Source organism: Vibrio sp. QJM3NY_15 (assembly GCF_057785995.1).
Window position 1 is genome coordinate 463,979 of record NZ_CM173518.1, and the last position, 19,217, is coordinate 483,195.

General features: G+C 44.4%; 16 protein-coding genes. 7 read left to right on the forward strand and 9 right to left on the reverse strand.

Annotated features, from left to right (window positions below; all coding sequences use genetic code 11):
- Window positions 1-4 precede the first annotated feature (4 nt).
- From AC3CKG_RS18560 to AC3CKG_RS18575, 4 genes are all read right to left on the reverse strand, one after another.
- Entirely contained in the window at window positions 5-1,501 is a 1,497-nt protein-coding gene (locus AC3CKG_RS18560) for an RDD family protein (RefSeq protein WP_488529757.1), read from the reverse strand.
- An 85-nt stretch (window positions 1,502-1,586) separates the two neighbouring features.
- Window positions 1,587-1,844: a hypothetical protein gene (locus AC3CKG_RS18565; RefSeq protein ID WP_171330352.1), complete on the reverse strand. Its 258-nt coding sequence runs from the start codon at window positions 1,842-1,844 to the stop codon at window positions 1,587-1,589.
- A gap of 332 nt (window positions 1,845-2,176) precedes the next feature.
- Window positions 2,177-2,650: a GrpB family protein gene (locus AC3CKG_RS18570; RefSeq protein WP_488529758.1), complete on the reverse strand. Its 474-nt coding sequence runs from the start codon at window positions 2,648-2,650 to the stop codon at window positions 2,177-2,179.
- Window positions 2,651-2,666: 16 nt separating this feature from the next.
- Window positions 2,667-2,906, reverse strand: a complete 240-nt coding sequence (locus AC3CKG_RS18575) for a hypothetical protein (RefSeq protein WP_102463054.1) — start codon at window positions 2,904-2,906, stop codon at window positions 2,667-2,669.
- 340 nt (window positions 2,907-3,246) lie between these two features.
- Here AC3CKG_RS18575 and AC3CKG_RS18580 point away from each other — a divergent pair, with 340 nt between their 5' ends.
- Window positions 3,247-4,311, forward strand: a complete 1,065-nt coding sequence (locus AC3CKG_RS18580; RefSeq protein WP_488529759.1) for an acyltransferase family protein — start codon at window positions 3,247-3,249, stop codon at window positions 4,309-4,311.
- Window positions 4,312-4,490: 179 nt separating this feature from the next.
- Here AC3CKG_RS18580 and AC3CKG_RS18585 read toward each other — a convergent pair whose 3' ends face one another.
- From AC3CKG_RS18585 to puuE, 5 genes are all read right to left on the reverse strand, one after another.
- Window positions 4,491-5,810: a urate hydroxylase PuuD gene (locus AC3CKG_RS18585; protein ID WP_488529760.1), complete on the reverse strand. Its 1,320-nt coding sequence runs from the start codon at window positions 5,808-5,810 to the stop codon at window positions 4,491-4,493.
- Window positions 5,811-5,824: 14 nt separating this feature from the next.
- The gene (locus tag AC3CKG_RS18590) at window positions 5,825-6,385 is read right to left on the reverse strand and encodes an ureidoglycolate lyase (protein ID WP_076667206.1); all 561 of its coding nucleotides are present in this window, start codon (window positions 6,383-6,385) and stop codon (window positions 5,825-5,827) included.
- A 14-nt stretch (window positions 6,386-6,399) separates the two neighbouring features.
- Window positions 6,400-7,386 carry an allantoicase gene (gene alc, locus AC3CKG_RS18595; protein ID WP_076667208.1) on the reverse strand — a complete coding sequence of 329 codons (987 nt, stop codon included), beginning with the start codon at window positions 7,384-7,386 and terminating at the stop codon, window positions 6,400-6,402.
- Window positions 7,387-7,569: 183 nt separating this feature from the next.
- The gene (uraD, locus tag AC3CKG_RS18600) at window positions 7,570-8,085 is read right to left on the reverse strand and encodes a 2-oxo-4-hydroxy-4-carboxy-5-ureidoimidazoline decarboxylase (RefSeq protein ID WP_017067791.1); all 516 of its coding nucleotides are present in this window, start codon (window positions 8,083-8,085) and stop codon (window positions 7,570-7,572) included.
- Between the two features lie 22 nt (window positions 8,086-8,107).
- On the reverse strand, window positions 8,108-9,046 hold the full coding sequence (gene puuE, locus AC3CKG_RS18605; RefSeq protein ID WP_061021342.1) for an allantoinase PuuE: 939 nt from the start codon (window positions 9,044-9,046) through the stop codon (window positions 8,108-8,110).
- 398 nt (window positions 9,047-9,444) lie between these two features.
- Here puuE and uraH point away from each other — a divergent pair, with 398 nt between their 5' ends.
- The 6 genes from uraH to AC3CKG_RS18635 all read left to right on the forward strand — a co-directional run bounded on the left by uraH (window position 9,445) and on the right by AC3CKG_RS18635 (window position 19,162).
- Window positions 9,445-9,798, forward strand: coding sequence for a hydroxyisourate hydrolase (gene uraH, locus AC3CKG_RS18610; RefSeq protein ID WP_004732855.1), 354 nt, complete (start codon window positions 9,445-9,447; stop codon window positions 9,796-9,798).
- Window positions 9,799-10,044: 246 nt separating this feature from the next.
- Window positions 10,045-11,388: an NCS2 family permease gene (locus AC3CKG_RS18615; RefSeq protein ID WP_017083062.1), complete on the forward strand. Its 1,344-nt coding sequence runs from the start codon at window positions 10,045-10,047 to the stop codon at window positions 11,386-11,388.
- Between the two features lie 219 nt (window positions 11,389-11,607).
- The gene (locus AC3CKG_RS18620; protein ID WP_488529761.1) at window positions 11,608-13,059 is read left to right on the forward strand and encodes a nucleobase:cation symporter-2 family protein; all 1,452 of its coding nucleotides are present in this window, start codon (window positions 11,608-11,610) and stop codon (window positions 13,057-13,059) included.
- Window positions 13,060-13,218: 159 nt separating this feature from the next.
- Window positions 13,219-14,583 (forward strand): 8-oxoguanine deaminase, encoded by a 1,365-nt coding sequence (locus tag AC3CKG_RS18625; protein ID WP_065111832.1) that lies wholly within the window; start codon window positions 13,219-13,221, stop codon window positions 14,581-14,583.
- Between the two features lie 744 nt (window positions 14,584-15,327).
- Entirely contained in the window at window positions 15,328-16,566 is a 1,239-nt protein-coding gene (locus AC3CKG_RS18630; RefSeq protein ID WP_488529762.1) for an alpha-xenorhabdolysin family binary toxin subunit A, read from the forward strand.
- A gap of 199 nt (window positions 16,567-16,765) precedes the next feature.
- Window positions 16,766-19,162 (forward strand): hypothetical protein, encoded by a 2,397-nt coding sequence (locus AC3CKG_RS18635; protein WP_065111830.1) that lies wholly within the window; start codon window positions 16,766-16,768, stop codon window positions 19,160-19,162.
- Window positions 19,163-19,217 lie beyond the last annotated feature (55 nt).

Here is a 19,217-nt window from a genome sequence, read left to right on the forward strand (position 1 = left end):
ATCTCTATTCGATAGTGCTGAAATCTAGGTTTCTAGGTACCGCAACACTAACAACCTGACTTCCCGCGATTAAGTCATGCAAGCAGCGTCTGTTTTTTCGTAAAGCAAATAGATAGTTTAGCAACGCAATAAATTGACCAATAACAGGAATATAAACAAAGATGTTCATAGGTAAAATTCGTTTGATCATTATGTCGAATAACCCTAGTTGCTTGCCATCCATATCGACAATCGCGATTTCCATTATATTTTTGCCTATAGTCTGCCCTTTCTTATGCAGCAAATAGCCATTCAACAAAAGGAACACGAACCAACCGTAAGCAGTGACTGCGATTAGCTCTGTTGTATCAGCTGTCCCTGTTTCAAATGTTTTGTGGAAATAATCGGTATAAAGATAAATTGGCATGACAATAGCCACAGCAATTAAGACGTCAATAAAAACGGCCCAAAAGCGTAGCCATCTAGACGCGAGTTTTACTTCAGGTATATTTTCAACTGTTGGGTTTTCTAATGATTCGTGCTCATTTTTTTCTAAATTGTTGGCCGACACACTAACAACTTGAGTGCCTGCGATTAAGTCATGCAAGCAACGTCTGTTTTTTCGGAAAATGAAAAGAGAGTCCAACATGGATATTAAATGGCCAGTGATAGGTATAATAGTAAAGGTAATCATAGGTATCATTCGTTTACCTACTATTTTATATAACCCTATAGGTTTACCTTCCATATCGACAATCGCAATTTCCATTAGATGTTTGCCAATCGTCTGTCCTTTCTTATTCAGTAAGTATCCGTGTACCAACAAAAACATCAGCCCTAAATAGGCATAGACAGCAGCGACTTCTCTAAAGTCTATCACCCCTGTATCGAGTGTTTTTTGGAAACAATCTGTATACATAAAGATTGGCGCAATGATGACAGCAGTAATTACACCATCAATAAAAAACGCTAAAAAACGAGGCCATCGAGATGCAGGGATAACTTCGGTTGTATTTACACCAATTTCAGGGTTGTCGCTATCTGAACTTTTCTTTGAAACAATGACAACTTGAGTGCCAGCGATTAAGTCATGTAAGCAGCGTTTGTCTTTGCGAAAAACAAACAGATAATCAAACGTTGATATAAATGGACCAATAAAAGGTATGTAAGCTACAGCCACCATAGGAATGATTCGTTTGCCCACTATGTTTGGCAAACCTATTTGTTTACCTTCCATATCGACAATCGCAAGATCCATTAGATTTTTACCAATTGTCTGCCCCTTCTTGTGAAGTAAGTACCCTTGGCACAAAAAGTAAAACACCCAACCGTAAACAGTCAGAGCAACTTGTTCTGTTAGCTCAATGGTTTCATTGGAAAGCAATTTATCGTACAAACCGCCATATAGGAAAACAGGAACAATAAAAATCGCATACACGAAAGCATCAATGATAGATGCCCATAAGCGAGACCATCGAGACGCGAGTACAATTGTAGGGGTGTTTACTATTACTTCAGACATGTCCTTTCCTAACGTCAAAGTACCTATAAATTAAAAAACGTCAGAAACTCGAAGCTCTGACGTCATCTTGAATTAGATTGAATCACTATATAGAAGGGCAGTTACCACTTTCAGCCATTGCGACTTTGCGTACTTCAGCTTTCCCTACTTCTTCATCGACTAACTCAACACCTGCACCACCGACAAAAGTATCTTCACGATAGATATAGATGCCTGTATTACCTTCTTTAGGAGCAGGGAACGTTTTCGCTTGATCAGAAACTGAAGAATCAACTGTTGGCACAGAAGCACAACCAGATAATGCGAGAAGAAGAGCAGAGCAAAGAAATACCTTATTTTTCATGTAATAACCTAGACTTTATAAAAATGCGAGAAACATAACATATGCAAATGGTTTGATTTTAAACTTACATGCAGATGTGTGAGCCAAGTTGCATAACGGGTGGTTAAAATTCAGAAAATTAGTTAAATAGAACTAAACCATTGTTCTGTATAAACTTAATCGCTTACATGCAACTTTAATCAAATGGTTAGAGGATCTATTTTTTGTAATCACCTCTAATGAACAGGAGACGTTACGAGGTGAAAGCCTTTAGATAGTGAGAACTAGAAAACGTACGTCTAGTGGTTTAACTAGGGTTTATAGATTGGAGACAAAGGGGGTAGGACTGCTGACTATTTCAGAGCCAACACATGCTCGATAAAAGTCGACTTCTTTTCGCGGTATTCATCTTGTGGCCAACCTTCACAAGACATTTTGAGGGTGTTGTATTGCTCCACTAATACCGGATTCGCACGTAGCTTGTCACGAAACCTTAGAAAGCATTCGAACTCAGAACCGTTAGCGACCACTTGCAACGCCACATCATCAGAAGATGTAGATTCCAACATACACAGTTCAGGCGTCCTTAACGTATCGAGTTTCTCTGTAAAGGCGAGTGTTGTGAGTCTCTCTATTACATCCTCAAGTTTGCCAAGATCAACACCTACGAAGATATCCAAATCGCCCTTAGACACAGCAAAAGGAATAGAAGATGCGCCTACATGCTCAACTCTCGCATTAGGGGTTAGCTTTTTGATCTCACGTTCGTATCGGCCAAACAGCTCGTTGCAAACCGCTTGATATTGCTCCGCGGGGTAAAATTTCATATATCCTCACTCCGAATCACAAACTATTGAACACACCAATTGCTAACAGAAGCAACACGATGCTAATAGCTCCGATATAAGAGATTCTGGTTCGCTCTTTTTCAGTTGGAATCAATGGGGGGAAGCGCCCTAATGTGAATACTTTACAAACTATCCAGCCAGCTCCGTAACCAATGAACTCAATCAAGAACGACTGAAACAGATACCTAAAGAATGAGCTCAATGCCCTAAAATACGCGACTATTAAGTCTTCCATTTTTTGTCCTAATAAAGTCAATTTAGAACAGAACGTGCCATGGGTAGAGATTCAGATCAAGTGACTTATACGGAACTATCTACGAAATAAGGACTGAAGTAAGACTTCATTCGACCCTCGATTGCGAGAGAAAGGAAAGAGACTCAATCGGAAATAAAACCTACGGTATGTCATCTATTTAAATTGATTCGCAATTTGAAAGTGAAAAATTGATTTAAAATATAAGATCGATATAACAACAAGATAGGTTCAATAAACAAATGGCACTCCCCTTGCTACCTATACAATGAAGGCCGAAACATTCGGAGGAAGACAACGAGCAACAAGGGGATATAATCACATGGAGAACAGAATTCCATCTCTAGACGGATTGCGTGCTGCATCTATATTGCTAGTCTGTTTGGGGCACTTGTGCGGTACCGTTAACTTTCCCCAGATCTTTATGCCACTCAATAGCTTGGGTAACTTCGGCGTAAAAGTATTTTTTGTGATTTCTGGATTCCTAATAACCACGCTATTGCTCAGTGAACTCAAGCTGACCAATAAGATCAACCTGCCTCAATTCTTCATCCGACGCATGTTCCGTTTATTCCCTGCTTTTTATTTCTACATTCTTTGTATCGCTATCGCAGAATACGCAGGCATCATCTCTTTACTACCGGGCGACCTATTCCACGCGGTCACCTACACGATGAATTATCACCACGAGCGCGAATGGTGGCTCAACCATACTTGGTCACTTGCGGTCGAAGAACAATTCTACCTACTGTGGCCGCTTTTACTCACCACATTGGGACGACAACACGCTAAGTCGTTGCTCCTATTAGCGGTTTTATTTGTCCCCTGTATTCGCTATTGGATGTGGTTTGAAGCTGGCAGCTCACCCTCTGCGATGACCCGAGAGTTTCAGGCAATTGCAGACGCACTAGCAATGGGCTGTGTTATTGCCTACATGAAAGAGGCAGGGTTCACACTCCCCAGTTACTTTGGTTCTAGGTGGTTCATAGTCGTGCCTGTGGCGATGATTTTAGTTCCCAGCGCACTCTATAAGCTCAGCCCCGCTTGGTTCTACGTGCTTGGTCAAACGTTAATCAATGTTTGTGCTGCACTTATGATTCTTCGCTATAGCCAGTTTAATCACGGTCTAAGCTTCACCATTTTAAATAGTAAACTTGCAGTGTGGTTAGGTGTATTAAGTTACTCGCTGTATCTGTGGCAAGAACCCTTCTTAAATTCTTGGACTCGCGAGTGGTATGCCACCTGGCCTATTAATATTGTTCTAGTATTGATATTTGCGCTCATTTCATATTTCTTAATTGAGCGGCCAGGGCTTAAATTAAGGAAGAAACTCGCAGCAAGACGTAAGAAGGCAAAACCGGTAAACGGACGTAAATCCAAGGTGTAATATCTAATCCTCTTTACTTTAACTATAGTTTCTCGAAGTACATATAAGATATCTAAAACAAAAAGCCCCGGTTATAGGAACCGGGGAAACAGGGTGGGATGAGTTTGGCGCGTGCCCGAAACCAAACTCTCCCCAAGCCTCACCTAAGACTCATGCTCTTAGGTAAAGGATTCACATCATTATTGAAGCGTAGCGCCTTGCTCTACCCAAGTGCCGATGAGTGCGCGTTCTTCATCAGTCATTTGAGTCATGTTACCAAGCGGCATCACCTTGGTTGTTACCGTTTGAGCAACAATCCTTGGGACGTTGGCTTTAATTTCTTCTGGGGTATCAAACATCACACCGGCTGGCGCAGCAGCAAAAGCAGCGTGGCTCGGGGTTGATGAATGACACACAGAACAGCGCTCTTGAATGACTTTGTTGATGGTTTCAAAGCTTACGCCTGCGCTAGCCGTTTGCATTGCGTGGTCTGCTGGTACAGCTTGAGAACTAGCCGTAGTTGAAGCTGTGCCGTTTTCAGCAAGCTCTTCTGTCGCCGATTCCGTCGCGCTGACTTGCACTTCTTGAACCACTGGCGCTTGTACAACCGGAGTCATCTGCTTTTTCGCATAAGGTGAGGTCACAAACGCAAGCGTGATCATACCCAATGCCGCTACAGGTACTGTCCATGCAAACTTCTGACTTCCGTGACGCGTGTTGAAGTAGTGACGCACCAAGATACTGAAGATCGCTAGCCCAGCAAGGATCAGCCAGTTGTATTCCGAGCCATAAGTGCTTGGGAAGTGGTTACTGATCATGATGAACAGCACTGGCAGTGTCATGTAGTTGTTGTGACGAGAACGCAGTAGACCTTTCGCTGGCAATGCAGGATCCGGTTCGCGCTTCTCTTCAATCGCTTTCACCAAGTTGCGCTGTGCAGGCATGATAACGCGGAATACGTTACCCACCATAATGGTACCAATAATCGCCCCTACGTGGATGTAAGCACCACGGCCACTGAACACTTGAGTTAGGCCATATGTTGCAGCGACTAGTAGTACAAACAGCACAACGCCAAGCAACATGGGGGTTTTACCTAATGGCGAGTCACACAGTAAGTCGTAGATAAACCAACCGGCAACGAATGAACCAATACCAATCGCGATTGCCGTTGTTGAATCAAGGCCAGAGCCCGGTGCAATCAGGTAGATTTCAGCGTTGAGGTAGTAAACCACACCCAGTAAACACACACCGGTGATCCACGTGAAATAAGCTTCCCATTTGAACCAGTGCAGGTGCTCTGGCATCTCTGGTGGCGCAAGTTTGTACTTCTCTAGGTGATAAATACCACCACCGTGAATCGCCCATAAGTCGCCTGAAAGGCCCGTTTTTGGGTTTACTCGGTTAAGGTTGTTCTCTAACCAAACAAAGTAAAATGATGCGCCTATCCACGCAACACCAACAATCATGTGAGCCCAGCGTATTGCTAAATTCAACCATTCTGTAATATGCGGATCCATAATAAACTCCTGTATCACAACGCTTTAGCTAAGCGTTGTTCTTCCTTATTGTCGTCCGTTGGCAAGTCGTCCAAATGCAATGCCACTCGGTCGCTGTCGAAATAAACTTCATCACAGTTATGCCCTTCGCCGCCTCTATCGACGATCAAGAACTGGTCTTGATCGGAGAGGGCGAGAACTGGGTGATGCCACACCCCTTTGTGATAGTTCACTCCTTGACGGCCGTTGCTCAAGAAAGCTCGGCTATTGGCTAATGTTGGATCGTCGCCTTTTGGCGCAACAACAATTAAATAGGGTTGACCAAGTAATGGAATGAATGCCTGAGAGCCAAGTGGATGACGCTCTAACATTTTGATGGTCAGTGGGTAGCTCAACGGTGTGGCTTGGAAGATGCTGATGATCGCTTCTCCGTCTTGGTCTTGCACATCCGTTGTCGCTAGCTTGTGGTAGCGACGTGTTGATCCACTGTTGATCATGAAGAAATCACTATTATCGGACTCGATAACATCGCCAAACTCTGCAAAAGCCTGCTTGGTTAACGGTTCGATGGATAAACGACGTATTCCATTACTCATACTCATTTCCTTACCTATTTCGCCTTCGTACCAAATAGACGCAAACGGCTGATACCACCATCTGGGAATATGTTTGCACGTACGTGGGTAATCGCACCAAGGTCGTTTACCTCAGAAATGAATTCGTGAATCTCGTGCGCTTGCAGCTTTTGTGCAGGCAACAGTTCACGCCAGAATAGGCTTTGTGTTTCTACTTGGTCGTCGGTACCGCCTTTCACGTAAGCCGCTTGAATTGAGCAGCTGTCTGGGTAGTTACCTTTGAAGTGGGCCGTATCCACTACGATACGTTCGATGTTGCCTGGGTGGCCTAGTGCCACGATAACCCAGTCGTTACCCGGTGTACGACGACGCGCGGTTTCCCAACCGTCACCCATGTTTTCACCGCGGCCAGGGCCTAAAATATTGGCTTTGTTGCCGTAGTGCTCGTCGCTACATGCTAGCGCTCGGCCACCGTGTTCAACCGATGCTAGGTCAACTTGTTGCTGAGAATCTATTGCTTCCCAATCCACACTTGGTCGGCCATAAACACGTAAGCGCGCGACACCGCCGTCTGGGTAGATGTTCAAACGTAGGTGCGTAAATACTTGGTCACTTTCGATTGCTTCAAGATGATGATGATCACCTTGTAGTGCCATTGAAGGCAGAATTTCTTGCCACTCTGTTGAATCAGTTGGCTCGCCTTGTGGTGAATAACACGCGTCAATTGATGCCGAAGGTGGGAAGTTACCTGTGAAGAATGAGGTATCAATATCAACGCCAGCAATGGTGCCAGCTAGGCCAAGGCGAACGACACAGTAGTCGTAACCTTCACCGCGTTTACGTCTGCTTTCCCAACCGTCCATCCACTTGCCGTTATCGTCGTATAAGTCGTCTTTCCACTCTGGCGCTGCGTGGCTGAGTAGACGGCTTTTATCGGCGAAAAAATCGTCTGTTGCGAAGATAGCTTCTGCGCCGAGTTTTTCGTCTGCAAGGTTTATGAATTGTTCAAATGTTTGGGTCATGTCCGTGTAATCCTATCCAATTAATCAAGTAATAATAAAATGAGAACTTAGTGGCTTATGCTTTATTCAATAAGGCTTTGATAAATAAGCCTTCGATAAATCAAGCTCTAATAAGCAGCGCTCTGATAAACAAAGCTCTTGGCTCACTAAGACTGGGCTGAGATAGCTGTTAACTCCGTTAACTTACATATCCCAGAGACGAAACATCGCGATCTTGTTGATCTCTTGAATCGCCGTAGCAAACTCAGTTTCACTATCATTTCCTAATCGCATCTCGAACGACTCAAGAATTTGGTAACGATTGGCTCCCTTCACCGCCATGATAAAAGGGAAATTGAAGCGACTTTTGTAGCTGTTGTTGTAAGAAGTGAATTTTTCAAATTCTTCGGCGTTGCACTGGTCGATGCCCGCCCCCGCTTGTTCTTTGGTCGACGACTCGGTGAGTTCGCCGTTTACTGCTGCTCGACCGGCTAAATCTGGGTGAGCATTGATCAAAGCCAACTGTTTGCCTTGGTCTGCACTTAACAAGGTCGATGCCATTTTCAGATGAAGATTCTCGATATGGTCGTCTTCGGCATTCAAACCTTGGTCATACACCACTTCTGCAACCCACGGGCTGTGCTCGTAAACATCAGCAAAGTGAGCGACAAAGGTATCGCGGTCCATGGTTGTTGGTTGGCATGATCGAAATTCAGTCACGTTAAGCCTCCTTGCTTCACTGCTACTTTTGCTGTTGATGAATAGCGTTATTTGGTTGATATGGATGATGTTGGTGCCAGTGGTTAGCGATATCGATTCGACGACATAACCACACGCTGTCGTGCTGTTTTACGTAGTCTAAGAAACGTCTTAATGCAGCAATACGACCGGGGCGACCAATCAGACGACAATGCAGCCCAACCGACATCATTTTCGGTGCGGTTTCGCCTTCCATATAAAGGGTGTCAAACGTGTCTTTTAGGTATTGGAAGAACTGTTCACCAGAGTTGAAGCCTTGCGCGGTTGAAAAACGCATGTCGTTCACATCGAGTGTGTAAGGGATCACCAGTTGTGGATGACCGGTTTCGGTATGCCAATAAGGCAGGTCATCGTCATAGGCATCCGAGTCGTAAAGAAAACCGCCCTCTTCTGCAACCAAGCGACGCGTATTTGGACCCGTTCGACCTGTGTACCAACCTTGTGGGCGTTGACCCGTCACTTGTTGGATGATCTCAATCGCTTTGGTCATGTGGTCGCGCTCTTCTGACTCATCAATGTATTGATAGTCGATCCAACGATAACCGTGGCTACAGATTTCGTGGCCCGCTTCGACCATAGCTTTAGCAACGTCTGGGTGACGCTCAATCGCCATTGCGACAGCAAATACGGTCAGTGGGATTTCATATTCATCGAACAAGCGAAGAACACGCCACACACCTACACGGCTACCATATTCATAAATGGATTCCATGCTGATGTGACGTTCGCCTTTGATCGGTTGTGCTGACGGGATCTCTGAGAGAAAGGCTTCAGACTCGTCGTCTCCATGTAACAAACAACGCTCACCGCCCTCTTCATAGTTCAATACAAAAGAAACCGCGACGCGCGCATTACCTGGCCATTGAGGGTTTGGAGGGTTAGCTCCGTAACCGATCAAATTTCTTGAATAATCCTTATTCATCCAAGTACTCCTAACATAAGTGGTTGGCTTAGCCGCTCTTTAAGTGAGTCACCAAATGGATTCTCGATAAACAAAGCAACCTTACCCCTGTACATTTATTGTATACAATTATTTATCTCAATGTAAAGATTTTGTTATTCAAGTTAAATTTACGCACACCATTCATTTAAAAACAACAACTTAACAAAACACAAGTTCACCAAAAAACGATAATCAAGATCTATAAAGTCAGAAAAAACGACACGATGGTTAACATTTTTCCAACAATTCGCTTTACTAATTGTGTACAGTTCGTACATAGTTAGTGATAACAAAGTGACCAGTTGCATTCTTTGCAAGGTCGAAGCAGACAGATAAACCACGGAACAGAGGAGCGCCAAAAGCGCTATTAAAGGACTATGGGAAGACTAACAACACACGTATTAGACACGACTCACGGCTTACCGGGTGCAGAGATCAAGGTAGAGCTTTATAAGGTCAATGAAGACTCAACAGAAAAGTTGGCGACGGTAATCACGAACTCCGATGGCCGAACCGATGCGCCTATTCTGGCAGGGAATGATTTCCGACCAGGGAAATATCAATTGGTGTTCTACGTTGCGGATTACTACAAAAGCAAAGGTGTGGAATTGGATGGTGTGCCTTTCCTAGACGATGTGGTTATTCGTTTCGGCTTAGATGATCCAGAAGCGCATTATCACGTTCCTCTTCTCGTCTCGCCTTACAGTTTCTCAACCTATCGGGGCAGTTAGTCCCGTGTCCTAGAACTTCGAACTAGGCTCAATCACCAAATCATAAACAAATTCACGTGTACACCCCAAAAGGTGTGCACTCACTAAACACGCTCATATAAAAATACTAACAACGTTAATAGTTAGAGAGTTGATGACTAAACAACAGATAACTAAAGAAATAGCGGCTAGGAAAAACCTTAAAACTTAATATTGAAATCTCGCTGTATTCAATAAATGGATCACAACATAAAAGGACTTGCTGACATGAGTGAGAGTAAAACAGAAATACTCAACCAAGATGCGAATAACGGATTTTTAGAGAAACTCTTTAAAATTAAGGCCCACGGAAGCAGCGTAAAAAATGAGTTAGTCGGTGGTGTCACCACCTTCGCTACCATGGCTTACATTATCTTCGTTAACCCACAAATAATGGCTGCTTCTGGCATGGATGCAGGCGCGGTATTCGTCGCAACCTGTATTGGTGCTGCGATCGGTTGTTTGTTAATGGGACTATTTGCGAACTGGCCTGTCGGCCTTGCACCGGGCATGGGCTTGAACGCCTTCTTCTCGTTCACGGTAGTAAGCGAAATGGGTTATAGCTGGGAGGTCGCACTGGGTGCAGTGTTTATCTCCGGTATCTTGTTCGTTGGGATGAGTTTCTACAAAGTCCGCCAATGGATCATTGAAAGTATCCCAGTGAGTCTGCGTTACTCCATGACTGCGGGTGTTGGTTTGTTCTTAGGCCTAATTGGTCTTAAAACAGCGGGCATCGTCGTCGAAAACCCAGCGACTTTGGTTTCTCTAGGTGACTTCACCAAACCAGAAGCGCTACTGGCCGCTATCGCTTTCCTTATCATCGCTGTTCTGAGTGAGCGCAAGGTTTTTGGTGCGGTTCTGATCGGCATTTTGAGTGTGACTCTTGTCGGTATGATGCTGGGTTTAGTGCATTACAACGGCTTCTTCGCGGCTCCACCAAGCTTAGCGCCTACGTTCCTAAAAATGGACATTATGGGCGCGCTTGATGTTTCAATGATCAGCGTTATCTTGGCTTTCCTTTTTGTAAACATGTTCGATACCGCGGGTACTTTGATGGGTGTGGCTGAGCGTGCAAACCTGACTAACCCTGAAACAGGCAAGATCGAAGGCCTAAGCAAAGCGCTTAAAGCCGACAGTATTTCAAGTGTGGCGGGTGCGTGTGTGGGTTGTCCGCCAGTAACCAGTTATGTAGAAAGTGCAGCGGGCGTTGCAGCAGGCGCACGAACTGGCCTATCAGCGATTGTGGTTGGTGTGTTGTTCTTAGCGGCAATTTTCCTATCTCCACTTGCAGGCATGATCCCCGCTTACGCAACCTCTGGCGCGTTGATTTATGTGGCGTTCGTGATGATGAGCAGCATGCAACACGTTGATTGGAAAGACTTCACCAACGGCGCACCCGCAGCTATTACTGCGTTAATGATGCCCCTGACATTCTCTATCGCGAATGGTATCGCACTGGGTTTCATTACCTACACCGTGTTGAAACTGGCGACAGGTAAAACAAAAGATGTATCAATTTCGATGTACTTCTTAGCCGCGATTTTTGTCGCGAAGCTAGTGTTCATCGGTTAATCACCAAACGTAACTATCGCTTGGCTTGTTCGCAGGCCAAGCAATCAATACACATGCTACCGACAACATTTTTAAGAAAAAGCTAATTGTGCTAATCAGCGGAGCGCAGACGCATTCCGCTCGGTTAGTGCACCTTTTTTATGACCCTACGCAGTTTGTAGAAGTCATTATTTGACCGCCAATCGTCTGTAAACGGAAACGCAGGCAGAGGAATATCAAATGAAACTTCTGTACACCCTAAATGAAAGACCGCCTCACGGCTTAACCCTTCTACTCGCATTGCAACACATGCTCGCCTCAATTGGTGGCATCGTTGCTGTTCCCCTTATTGTTGGTGCTTCAATTGGCCTGCCTAACACAGAGATCGTCTCGCTGATCAATGCGGCGCTATTGGCGTCAGGTATTGTGACTGTCGCTCAATGTCTTGGCTTTGGTCCTATTGGTATTCGACTGCCCGTTGTGATGGGGTCGAGCTTTGCCTTTTTGGGCGTCGCCATTTCAATCGGCAATGAAGGCGGTGTCGCCGCGATCATGGGCTCAGCGCTGATCGGCTCATTTGTAGTAATTGGTGCCAGCTTCTATATGGACAAGGTTCGGAAGCTGTTCCCAACCGTGGTAAGTGGTGTAGTGGTTACCCTAATAGGATTAACCATTTTACCGGTTGCCATGAATTGGGTCGGAGACTCCCCTGCCAACACGGAACAATTCGCCACACTACCAAAGCTGTTTCTAGCACTGATCTCTTTGGGGATTGTGGTTGGCGTATCGGTTTATTGTAAAGGCGCTGTTGCCGCTTCAGCCATCGTGATTGGTTTAGCGGGCGGCTACATTGTGGCGCTATCACTCGGCATGGTCGACCTTGAGCAAATCAGCTCTGCAGCTTGGATCGGTGGACCTGAGCCCTTCAAATATGGCTTTACCTTTTCTGCGAGTGCCATCATCAGTATGAGCTTGGTGTACATCGTAGTTATCGCTGAAGCAACAGGTGACTTCATGGCACTAGGCAACAACTGCCAAACCCAAGTCAGCGGTAAAGACTTAAAACGTGGTCTATTGGGCGATGGACTTGGTAGTACCTTATCTTCGATTTTAACGGCAATGCCATTAGCGTCGTTCAGCCAAAACGTCGGCATTGTAGGTATCACAGGTGTAGCAAGTCGCTATGTAGTGGCTGCAACCGGTGGTTTACTAATTTTAGGTGGTTTATTCCCGAAATTAGCCGCTATTGCCGTCACAATTCCGAAACCTGTTTTGGGTGGTGTGGGTTTCGTGATGTTCGGTATGATCGCTTACGCAGGTATCCGCATGTTGATCAAAGCCGCAGACACTAAGCGAAATGCCTTGGTAATCTGTGTCGGTTTGGCGTCTGGTTTGGCCGTCACTTTCGAACCAAGATTGCTGCAACACTTGCCACATGATTTGGCGAATTTCCTTCACTCTGGCATTACAACAGGCACCATCATGACGGTTCTGCTAAACCTTGTGTTGCCGAAATCTTCACGAGCAGAAGAGCAAGAAGCGTTGGCCGAGAGCCAAGCGCAAGTTGAGCTAGAAATGAAAGAACAGGCTGAAGAAGAACGACACTCAGACGAGCAATTAGAGATTCAACAAGCAAATACAGAAGCAGACGTTCAATCGGCTTCAGAAAACCCTGAGCCCAAAGCGAACTAACTGGTTCACTGACTAACGTAAAACCGATTTTCACAGAATCAGGGAATGATTAGAACATTGAACGTTTTAACGCCCCTGATTCGAATTTATCTATCAACAGCAAATACCAACAAAGACCCTCTTCCCTGAAAAGGCTGAGATGGCTAAGGACTACTATGAATGGAAACCATCTGGATTAAGAATCCTCTCGCAATCTACACTGGCTCACTAGCTGATGCAGAAGGCGGTATTGTCATTAAAGGTAATAAAATCATTGAGTTGGTTGGCAAACACAAAGAGCCAACCTTACCCGTAGATTACAGCGTCGACGCCTCTCGTCATGTTGTGACCCCGGGGCTTATCAATGCGCACCACCACTTCTATCAAACCCTAACGCGTGCCTACCCCGGCGCACTGAATAAAGAACTCTTCCATTGGCTACAAAGCCTCTACCCTGTTTGGGCCAATCTCGACTCGGAGATGATGAGCCTTGCTACAGAGTTAGCTCTGGTCGAGTTAATGATGTCGGGTTGTACCACAGCGTCAGACCATCATTACTTGCTGCCAAACGGACTAGAACACGCCATTGATTTACAAGTCGAGGCCGCAGAGAAATTAGGCGTAAGGGCGATATTCACTCGCGGTTCCATGAGCCTTGGGGAAGATGAAGGTGGGCTGCCTCCACGACACACCATTCAAACCGAACAGACCATCATTGATGACAGCCAACGCTTGATTCGTGACTACCACCAGCGTGATGAAGGCGCGATGATCCAAATCGCACTCGCGCCTTGTTCGCCGTTCTCGGTCACTACCGACCTGATGAAAGAGACCGCCAAGATCAGTGAGCGTGAAAACGTAATGATGCACACGCACTTATGTGAAACGCTCGATGAGGAGGACTTCTGTATCGAGAAGTTTGGCCTGCGCCCAGTTGATTACCTAGAAGATGTGGGTTGGCTGAATGAACGAACTTGGCTCGCTCATGGTATTCACTTCAATCCAGAAGAGATCAAGCGCTTGGGTAAAGCGGGAATTGGTATCAGCCACTGTCCGACGTCCAATATGATGCTGGCTTCTGGTATTTGTAAGAACAACGACCTCGAAGCCGCTGGCGTGAAAGTCGGCCTAGGTGTCGATGGTTCCGCTTCGAATGACGGCTCCAATATGATTGCTGAAGTGCGCATGGCGATGTATCTACAGCGCCTGCAATATGGCTCGGCAAACGTATCTCACTTCGACGCACTGCGCTGGGCAACATCAGGCTCCGCACGAGCGATGGGCAGAACCGACATTGGAACGCTAGAGGTCGGTAAACAAGCCGACATCGCGATGTTCAAACTCGATGATATTCGTTTCTCTGGTAGCCACGATCCACTGGCTGCATTACTACTTTGTGGTGCTCAACAAGCGGATAAGGTGATGGTAGCCGGAAAATGGCGAGTTAATGATGGTGCCGTTATTGGCGTAGACATGGAACAGTTGATGCACCGTCACCATGCTGCCGCGATGAAGCTCGGTAAGCTGGCGATGAATAACAACTAACTAAGATATTTGCCCGTCAAACACTGCAAGCCAAAGCGCGTGGCTTTGATGGGCAAACATCTCTAAGTATCCGAAACATTCGAAAACACGCGCAAACATGATTGCCTCTCAGTCTATGTATCAATCTATTTCCTAAAATAGTTCCAGCCTTAATAAACCAACAACATAATCCGCCAATAATTAAAGATAAACTAATTTAACGCCATCTAATATAAAGTTACCTAATAAAACATTCGCTAATAAAACCTTCAATTAATATAAATTCGCCCATACATTATTTGGCACAGATCAAATTTAAAACGTTCGTTCTATTTATATATTCATCAAATTAATCAACAGATTTAGTAATAATAGAAATAATGACAGTAATTATACTTCTATCACTTATCACCTTTATGAATAGAATAAAAACCTCTCGAGACCTTTTCGTGTCTAGCCTGACAAAAGAAACAAAACTAATGATTCAAATATCATTAGATTCAATAGATCAACAAACGATCAATATGAATCCAAATATGTGATCTAAATAGAACTTTTCATTATAAATCTGCTATAGATTGGCCAAATCTTATAAAAACAAAAAACACATTAAAGGGGTCGATTTTAAAAACCATAAGATAACTACAAGAATAACAATATAAAACTATTCAATAACCCTTCATAAATATTTAAAAATTACATCTAAATGGTAGGGGGATTATTGTCTTTGCAAAAAGCTAATAACAAATCTAACAGGGCTAAACAATGAAAAAAATAACTAAAACACTCGTACTATCTTCGATTTCAATTGGGCTACTTTCTTCTTTTGCTTTCACTTCTCAAGCAGCGCCAGTTCAAGTTAACCAAGCGTCAGCTGAACAAAACATACCTCAAGTCACCTACGATACGATAATCGGTGAGAATGGCGTCTTTATTGATTTAGATACCGACAACTTTATTCTCAAACAGCAAGAGTGGTATCAGATCCAAGCCTATGTAGAAGGTGCCTTGGCTCTACCCGTGACAGAAGCCAGTATGAAGTCGACTTTAAGTATTCCTAACGACATTCCTTTCTCTAATTTCCAAGCACTGGTCGAGCAATACTCAAATATTCACGATACTGCCTTTTATTGGAAAAAAGACCTTTACCCGAGCATTGTTGGCCTTTCATTGAGCTTGGCCAATTACGCACAAATCAAAGACTACATGCTCAACCCTTTGAGTGACGCCTTAAATGAAATGTTGGCCAAAGCTTTCTCGCCACTACCGGAAGATATTGAAGCGGTAGAACGCAACAGAAAAATGGCGATTGCTTACCTAAAAAGCTTGCAGAACTTTTCCATGAGATACCAACAAGAAGTGTCTGACGTTGGCGGCAATCTATTGGAATTCTCAGCCACACTGGACACGCAAAAATTACAGCTAGATGTGTTGGAAGGCACACACAACGGCTATTTAAGCGATGATGGTAGTGCACTTCAGCAACGAGTGAACGACATTAATGCGCGTATTACTCAACTCAACAAAGATTACACTCACTACGTTACGGTCGCCTCTACTGCAGTGACTTATGCATGGTTCCCTCTGGTTGCAGGACCAATCATGGGCGTCTATGGCGACAAAGCTGAAAAAGCACGTAAACTTCGTAACGAATTACAAAGCGAAGTAAAAGAACTTCAAGAACAGTTAACTTACACGCAAAAGATATATAACTCTTATCATCGCTCTTCAGAGAGTATCGAGATAATTTCTCAGCAAATTGAAAATGCGATTCCACATATTGATAAGCTGAAACTGAATTGGCAGAAAATGAATGCTGACTTCACTTCGTTACTCGTTGCACTAGAACAAGCTCAGGATAATGCAGATATCATGAAAGACGATGCCATGCTTGGTGCGATAGGCGCTCTTGCGAATACAACAGTTGCGGAAAGTAACTGGAGCAATATTAGTGAGAAAGCAAAAGCGTTCGCAAACAATGCATATATTCAAAAAATGGATTAGTCCTATATCTCTCGAAAAATAGCGCGACAGATAAATACGACGCTATATACAGAAACGCTATACACAGCAACGAAACTGCTAAAAATATAACAAGATAGCCAAATTACCTTCCGAATAAGAAGCCGCACCTTAAGCAAATTAAGGTGGCGGCTTCTGCTACCCAAAATTTGGTGACTACTAATTTCGACAGGACATAAATATGAGACTTCTACCTATTATTATTTCTCTTTCATTTTCTCCACAGGCTTTTTCTAGCGACTGGCTTGAACTGAACAATTTACCCAATTCAACCGAATACCCAACCTGGGTTCAATCTGCCTATTCCGATGTTGGCGTCTTATCGCGTTCAACATCCGATTTACACATCAACCTAAGTGACTGGATTGCTGAGCAGAACCTTTATGTTACTAAGCCTTCAAAAATCGTCGTTTTTGCAGATACGATTGAGGTTCCAGAGAACTTCAACTTGCTCGTAAATAATCAAAATATCCTGATTTTTGCACGTAAAATTGTTGGCCAAGGCACGCCGACATTTGTGCTCGGACAACAAGGCTCTGCTGCCTCAATTTCTGTGATTGCGGGCGAGATAGAAACACCGATTAATGTGCTCGCTTTCCAAAGCGATGGCAGCATTACGCGAGACGCTCTAACAGGGAAAATCGGTGATGGTGAATCCGTTGTCTTAGCAGGAGAGCACTACCGAAGAACCACCATCGACTCAAACATTACCGGACAAATGAAACTGGCTACCGAACCTTTTACAGACATTATTAATCGCTCTTTTGATATGGCAGCGAGCTTATACGACACGAACCCAGAGCTTAGCCTCGACCTCATCAACTGGATTGAGCAGAGCTTACGCTATTCAGGTTCAGTGGTGGAAGATGACCCTATTCTTTCGGATCTTTACCTGCAAACGGTCGCGTTCAAGCAGTTTATTAGCTTCAGTACCAAAGAGAGCCACTACGTCCCTTACCTCGACAAAGTGCTGTATCAAGATAAGTACGAGGCGTATCTGAAGGCGATGATCGCCTACCAAGCTCAATGGGACATTATTCAAGACAGAAACACCGTCATTGAAGACAAAATCGAAGCCGCTAAGTTAGCACTCGCTAACATCGAAGACGTTCTTCGCGCTCAGAGTTCGATCATCACACAAACTCAATCCAACATAGATAAGATAGGGGACAGCCTTACTGAGGTAGATAGCCAATACAAAGCACAAGAGTTAGTGACCCTTGATGCGAGAACGACTTATTTAGTTGGCGTAGAGAATTGGAAAACCCAACAACAACTCAATGCTGCGCTTGCGATATTCAAAGCAATCGCTGAGATTGGAAGTGCAGTGAGTGGCGTGTTCACAGGTAACCTTTCAGGCGTCAACGATCTAACCGAGCAATTAGCTAAAACCCCAGAAGCATTAGAGAAAGCGAAAAACCTCGTCACCAATATCAAGTCGGTCACGGGCATTATTGATAGCGTGACCAAAACGATTTCTGGTATTTCTCAGTTAACCGCAGATATTAAATCAACCATCAAGCTCCAGAAGATATCTGAAGCGATGGATGGTTTTAACTTCAACATCCCAACCATCAATGAAAGTAACCTGGCGTGGGATCTGATGATCACCGAGATCCGCAGCAACTTAAGATATGCTGATAGCTTAGGTATCAAAGGATCAAGACAATACTTACTCGAACTTGAAAAGCAGGTTCTGCTCGGTAAGGCAATTAACATCACGCAGCTTAACTTTGCTCAGGAGCAAGCAAAGCTGGTCGACTTGCTGTTAACCAATAACGTAACCATCAACCAACAGCAAAGGCTGAATGATGCTATTGAAGGTTATCAAGTAGATACCGACAGCTTCGATTCGATTGAACGTGAACTATCAAGAGTGTTGATGCACTTCAAACGCCCGATGTTCGTTGCTTTGTCTAACTATGTTCAGGCATACGAATACTGGGCATTGAAGCCAAGCGAAATCACACCTTCTCTGAATAAAAGTTACTTGGACTACCAGTTTGATTTAGCGTCCATCGAAAGTGAGTATGTGAATGCCCTGTCTTCTTTCCAACCCGCACCACAAGATTTCACCATCGATAACTACACCATTTCTAGCCCAGAGCAACTAGAGAGCTTTGCAACGACAGGACAACTCAACTTCTCTATTCCATTAGAGCAAGTCCAACTCTGTTCATTTGACCGCGTTAGGCTGTCCACGGTACGAGTATTCTTAGAAGGTGAAAACTTACCTTATGGCAAGCAACTCAACCTGCGAGTCTCCAGTTCAGGCAACTATGCCGATCGATATGAAAATCAAGATTACCAGTTCAGCTCAAACCCCGTGTCACGCGCGTTCTACTATCGCCTGGATGATCCAACCACCAACGACGTTAGCATCATCACCGATGGCGCTGTAGCGAATAAATTCGAATACGCCTACTTCCAACCCACTCCATTTACCTCATGGAATGTCACGCTCAACAACTTTGATAAAACCGAGCAAGCGAACAACCAGTACCTAAAAGATATCGAACAGATTCGCGTCGAATTCTTAGGCAGCGGTATTCCTAACGGCAACAGTTGCTCTAATTAGCTAAGTGCTATTTAGTTAACCGAAGCGTTGCTTTAATCAAAAGAACCGAGGTTAA